This window comes from Parabacteroides sp. B2-S-102, assembly GCF_023656665.1.
GTDB classification, from domain to species: Bacteria; Bacteroidota; Bacteroidia; order Bacteroidales; family Tannerellaceae; genus Parabacteroides; species Parabacteroides distasonis.
In genome coordinates, this window is the sequence record NZ_JAMOKM010000042.1 from 1 (window position 1) to 6,234 (window position 6,234).

Consider the following 6,234-nt stretch of genomic DNA (forward strand, 5'->3'; position numbering starts at 1 on the left):
AGTTCTTCGGAGACTAAGGTGTTTCATAAATACTATCTAATGTATTTAAATAAAAAAAGAGTATCTAATAAAGATACTCTTTAGATATATGTGAATAGAGTGACCTATTTTGATTTTTATAGGCTTTTCGGAGGATATAATGCGTCCCACCACTCCGGTTGATCTTTCAACCACTTAGCGAACCATGCGTAAATTGTGTTATTCCACAAGATACGTTTCTCATAATCCAGTATATGGTGGTTCTCTCCTTCTACCTGGACAAACGCTGTAGGCTTACCCAATAATTTTAATGCGGTAAACATCTGGATGCTCTCTCCAATCGGAACATTCGTGTCTGCGGTTCCATGTAAGAACAAGATCGGGGTATTGATCTTGTCTGCGTTAAACAGCGGACTTTGTAAAGTGTACATATCCCGGGCATTCCATGGATAACTGTTAGCGCTAGCCAACGAGCTGTATGAATATCCCCAGTAACCTTCTCCCCAATAGCTGGTGATGTCGCTGATTCCCGCATGAGACATGGCCGCCGCGAATATATCTGTTTTTGTTTGTAGGTATTGAGTCATGAAACCTCCGTATGAAGCCCCCATGCAACCGATTTTCTTCGTGTTGACAAAAGGATGCTCCTCACAGAACTTTTTCGTGCCTTCGATGATCTCGTCAGCGGTAAGTTTACCCCATGCGTTGACATGGCGTGCGGAGAACTCTTGGCCGAATCCAGTCGCTCCACTGGGCTGTATGATGTAGACGATGTACCCTAAGCCGGCGTATACATGCGAAGGATAACGGCTTTCCATCACCCGGGCCGTAGGAGTTGTTCCTCCGTAATAATTCACGATCATCGGATATTTCTTAGTTGCGTCAAAATGAGGAGGGAGATAGAAGCGGCCGTAAATCGTATCCCCTTGGGCGGAAACGAAATTCCAATCTTGCACTTCTCCTAAAGTGACGTCTCTCAAGATCTCTTTGGAGAGATCGATCAAGCAGGAAGAGGCGTCGTTTTTCAGGTTATAGGTATAAAGCCTTTGGGAATTGGAAGCGCTTAATCCGAAATAAACCATTTCGAAAGCTTGATTGGCGATGGAGTAATCGGAGATGACATCTTCCTTGGCTTGAAGTTGCTTAATCTTTCCGTTGGACGGGTTTAGACTATACATGCGAACACGGTCCTTATCTTTCGCCGTGATATAGATTTGTTTATCGAGGGCGTTCCACTCGTAGGAATCGACAGAGGGGTCAAAATCTTTCGTAAGCGGCTTTATACTTTTATCTGCTATATTGTATAGGAATAATTGCCCGTCACTCGTATTCGATGTCTGTCCTTCTTTGATCTTTAATCCGATACCATCGAAAGCCTCTCCAGACGCGTCAACGAGTAATTGGGTGGCATCCGGGGAGAAAACGGCACGGCTTACGAATTTCTCACCTTTTATAAGGGTATCCACATGCATGGTTCGTAGATCCATCTTATATATATATGTACGTGAGAAAGGGCGCTCCGTTAAATTCGGTTCCCTGCGACTGAATAGCAGATAGTGGCCGTCTTGAGATACATCGTTGATGTAAGTAGAAGTATGTCCATAGGTGAGCCGTTGGAACAATCCGGTTCGCAGGTCATATTTATGGATAAACATACGGTTTCTCCATCCCGGTTGGCGATCATCCGGCACCAGTATCTCTTGGATCTCTTTTCGTTCTTGCGGTCCTTTCTCCCGTATGGAGAATAATAGATAGTCTTCGGTAGGCCCGAAGCTGAAAGAACCTTCAGGCAATTGGCTGGAAAGGATGTTCTCCTTTTTACTGGTAGGGTCTAAGGTCACCAATTCCGTGCCTTTCATCCCTTTCCGGGTGTAATAGGCCAGATTGCTTTTAGGCATCCAGCGTAAGCTCTGTCCGTTCTCAACCAATACGGAACCGGTAGCCTTGTCTAGTATCTGGGTAAATGAGGACTGCTTTCCACCGGGATAGGTTTCTTGATAGGAGATGATAATGAATTTTCCATTCGGGGACAGGCTGGCGGATTGGATGCGTTTACCATCAAATACATCACTTAATGTATAACGTTTCTCCGGATTGACGGTCGCGGTTACCACCGCGTCTTTTTCCGGGTTGAATGAGGCTTTTAAGGCATTCTCTTTGTGGCTCTCAGATAAATATTTAATTACGATTTCATAGCGTCGCGGCTCCAAGGTCAACGAGGCTTCTCCTTGGGTTAGTTTTATGGGTTGTCCATCCACGTAGACTTCTGAAATCTCAGGGCCATTGATCCTTAAGGTACCTTTTGTATAGCGGTCACTATTCAGGTAGAAGGAAACCAAATGTAGCGCGTAGGAAGAGGCCGAGGTTGGCAAGGTCAGCTCTCCGGAAGACGCCGCGTCAAGGGTTTGTCCGCTTTGGGAAAGGTTGCAGAAAGGAACGGTCGTGTTCAATAGTTCCTTGTCAGAGAATCTCTTACTGTTTACATCCAAGCTATCTGCTAGGAAAGGCTTTTTCACCTCGTAAGGGCCGGCGTAATTGTAATGTCGCACGACAACCTCATCCGCCCATAGTGAGCAACAGGAGCATAGGGCTGAAAGAATTAAGATGTTTTTGTTTATCATGATATTTGTTATTTAGTTTAAAATAAGAAAGCGAGATGGCGGGTATCTCTCAGCCATCTCGCTGTATCATTATCTTATAAGATTTCTATCTCATCTACGAACAAGAATGCGGGACTTCCGGCGCCACCGTGCCATTTTGGTAGTTTGCTGCTGTTGATGATAATCTCGACATAGCGGGCCTTTACCGGGGCGAAGGATATCTCTTGGGGATATAAACCGTCCTTGTCGTTTTGGGTTAGCTCCGGGATTTTCTTGGAAGCTACTTCCTTGAAATTCTTGCCATCGTCGGATACCTTTATGGTTACGGCGGAGGCTCCCATGATCCAATCGCCTTTCACCACGTTTGTGTTGAAAGATACCTTCTGGATTTCGGTTGGTTCCTTTAGATCGATCGTGGCGTCAAGGTCTTTTCCTTGGAAACCCAGCCAATGGCCGGTCTTGTAATTACTACCTCCACGTAAGCCGTCTACCAATACCTGTGCCCCGTTGAAAACGTATCCTTTGCTGGGTTGCTCTTTCAAGGTGATGGGCTTCATCGTCGCTTTATTGAAGAAGATATCTTCTGAGAAGATGCGGCTCGTACCGTTCGGACGGACAACGATCGCCTTGAATTCGCAATCTTGGTTGATCTGTACCGGGCCTTCATACTTGATGCTGGCGATCGTAGGATCGCTACCGTCTACCGTATAATAGATATCTCCTTCACCCAACTTCGTCAAGGCTATGTCGAGTGTTCCGTTCTCCGTATTGGTGGTCAGGGAGGCGTTAATATCGAAGATATGCTTTCCGTAATTATATCCCAAGCGATCGTAAAGTTGTGTCATGCGGGCCACACGGGGCAGGAACGTCTGATAATCTTTCTTGGACGGATCGCTCCACTGGATATCGGCTACGGCGTCGATACGGGGCATGATCATGTATTCTACCTGTGAGAAGGTCGGGATATATTCCGTCCAGAGGTTGGCTTGCGCCCCGATCACGTACTTCTGGTCTTCAGGAGAGATACCGGCTGTCGGCTCAAAAGAATATACTTTCTCTAACGGCAAGTAACCACCGATAGCATCGGGTTCAAGATCCGTATCCGCTGATTGATAGTAATCCAGATATACATATGTATTCGGTGTCATGACCACGTTATGCTTTTGCTTGGCGGCTTCGATACCTCCATCCATGCCTCTCCAGCTCATTACCGTGGCATTCGGGGCCAAGCCTCCTTCTAGGATCTCGTCCCAGCCGATGATATGGCGTCCTTTGCTCTCCACGAATTTCTCCATGCGGGAGATCACGTAGCTTTGCAAATATTCCTCGGCGGAATGTTTCTTGTCCCCCTTGATACCTTCCGCCTTGATGCGAGCTTGGCATTTCGGGCATTTCTCCCAACGTACCTTCGGGCACTCATCACCACCTACATGGATATATTCGGACGGGAAAAGATCGATGACCTCGCTCAATACGTCTTCTAGGAATTGCATGGATTTCTCGTTGCCGGCGCAGATCACGTCGTCGGCTACTCCCCATTGGCCCCATACGTCATAAGGGCCCCCGGTGCATCCCAGTTCCGGGTAAGTAGCCAAGGCTGCCAATTGATGTCCCGGCATATCGATTTCCGGGATGATCGTGATATGGCGTTCGGCGGCATAGTTGATGACATCGCGAATCTGGTCTTGTGTATAGAAGCCCCCGTATTCCTTTCCGTCATATGTTCCGGAGTTATGGCCGATCACGGTTTCCTTGCGTTTAGATCCGATCTGTGTCAATTCCGGATATTTCTTGATCTCGATACGCCAACCTTGGTCATCGGACAGATGCCAGTGGAACGTATTTTGGTTGTGCAAGGCAAGGATATCGAGATACGTTTTTACCGAATCCACGGGGAAGAAATGGCGGCTGACATCCAGCATCATGCCTCTATAGGCAAAACGGGGATAGTCGTTGATGGTAGCTGCCGGTAATTCTACGTTCATCCCTTGGGCCGTGGCCGGGATCGATTTACGTAATGTCTGGATACCATAAAATACGCCGGCATCCGTACTTCCGGCGATTCGTATCCCGTTATCGCTAACGGTCAGTTGATATCCTTCCGGATTCTGGATGCTTTGGTCGATAACGAGGCTGATCCCCTTACCGGGCTGGCCGGTAGCGGTTGCTAATTCATAGCCCGTGATTTCCTTGATATAAGAAGCGAGGAACTCGGCGTTCTTCTTCATCTTATCATTGCCCTCCGGATAAAATATCTTCGTGGATGGACTTAGGACGAAAGGATTTCCGTTCGTCAATGTTACTTCTTGTGGCAAAGGCACTACTCCGTAATCTCCTTTTACGGCCTTACCACCGGAGCAAGCGATCATTCCCGTGCAAAATGTCAGGACGAGCGCTAGTTTGCTTAGGCTGTTCATGTGTTTAGAGTTTAGAATGTAAAACAATAATTGATTCAGTATCACCGCCCAAAGATAAATAGAATTAGCCGTTTTATCTAATGCTTTTACACTTTTGATGCGATAACCTTAGGGACTTTGTCTATATATAGAGACTATTTATCAACTGGTGCATGATCGTCCACCAGCTGTTGCATGATCATCCAACAGTTGGTGGACGATCATGCAACGGCTGGTGGATAATGAATACTTCTATAAGAAATGTCTAAGAAATATGGAAGAAACACCTAAGGTCTAAAGGGAAAAGGGCTAGGGACTAAGGGAAAAGAAACGTCTTCTTGAGAGGTATTTCCTTGTCTTTCTTATAATATGTATTCACACGTTTTACGGTTGTGCAGCGGATGTAAGCGTCATGGCAGTAGATGAGCGCTTGCCTTTTTTCGGCGGCTTCGGCAAGCATGCGCAGTTTCTCGTTGTATGACGTGACCGGATACGTGTCGTAAGCGGAGATCCATTCCGGGGATACGCTGGCTACAAGGGGGATAACATCTCCGGCAAAGACAAAAGTCCGATCTTCCGTATGGATATAGGGAACAATTTGCCCCGGAGTGTGCCCATCATACAAGCGTAGCTCTATCGTGGGGCAAATCGAAGTGTCGGCATCTAGCAGCCGTAAGGAATTAGCATCCGCGACGGCTTGCATATTCTCGATAAAATAGGAATCTTTCTCCAAGGCGTTCGGATGAAGGAAATTCTCCCATTGCTTGCGGCTAACCCAGTGGTTCGCATTTGGGAATGAGAGAAATAAATGTCCGGTAGATTCATCCTTTTGCGTGGTATAACCGCAATGATCGAAATGGAGATGGGTGAGGACAACATCCGTGATTTCCTCCGGTTGAATTCCCCGGTTTCGTAGTTCCGTGCCGAGGTCTACCAAGTTGAAGAAGCGGTAATAACTTAGTTGTTTTAAGTGTTTATTTCCCGCTCCGTTATCTACTAGGACGATGCGTCCGTCATCTGTTTTTATGACAAGGCTACGCATGGCTAGCACGCAACCATTTGTCTCGTCGCTCGGATAGCGACGGCTCCAAGCGCTTTTAGGAATGGCCCCGAACATGGCGCCTCCGTCGGCGTAGAAGTAGCCGGTATCGATGATTTGTAGTTTCATGGTTTCTGCATTCTTTCTTTGGGGGAGTAAAGGTATGGTTTTTATCATACTCAATAGTATAATAAATGTAAAAATGACTGGTTTAAACGTT

The 6,234-nt window shown here is 46.7% G+C and carries 3 protein-coding genes; all 3 read right to left on the reverse strand.

Translation table 11 applies throughout. The features are described from left to right. Nucleotides 1-116: 116 nt before the first annotated feature. The 3 genes from NBH07_RS22300 to NBH07_RS22310 all read right to left on the reverse strand — a co-directional run bounded on the left by NBH07_RS22300 (nucleotide 117) and on the right by NBH07_RS22310 (nucleotide 6,143). Nucleotides 117-2,600, reverse strand: coding sequence for a S9 family peptidase (locus tag NBH07_RS22300; protein ID WP_156682328.1), 2,484 nt, complete (start codon nucleotides 2,598-2,600; stop codon nucleotides 117-119). Between the two features lie 74 nt (nucleotides 2,601-2,674). Beyond that, on the reverse strand, nucleotides 2,675-4,996 hold the full coding sequence (locus NBH07_RS22305) for a glycoside hydrolase family 20 protein (protein WP_156682327.1): 2,322 nt from the start codon (nucleotides 4,994-4,996) through the stop codon (nucleotides 2,675-2,677). 295 nt (nucleotides 4,997-5,291) lie between these two features. Beyond that, the gene (locus NBH07_RS22310) at nucleotides 5,292-6,143 is read right to left on the reverse strand and encodes an MBL fold metallo-hydrolase (protein WP_008773853.1); all 852 of its coding nucleotides are present in this window, start codon (nucleotides 6,141-6,143) and stop codon (nucleotides 5,292-5,294) included. Between the last annotated feature and the right edge of the window lie 91 nt (nucleotides 6,144-6,234).

Coding starts and splice junctions, on each gene's coding strand:
- NBH07_RS22300 (WP_156682328.1), bottom strand. CDS start 2,600: ATGATAAACAAAAACATCTTAATTCTTTCAGCCCTATGCTCCTGTTGC.
- NBH07_RS22305 (WP_156682327.1), bottom strand. CDS start 4,996: ATGAACAGCCTAAGCAAACTAGCGCTCGTCCTGACATTTTGCACGGGA.
- NBH07_RS22310 (WP_008773853.1), bottom strand. CDS start 6,143: ATGAAACTACAAATCATCGATACCGGCTACTTCTACGCCGACGGAGGC.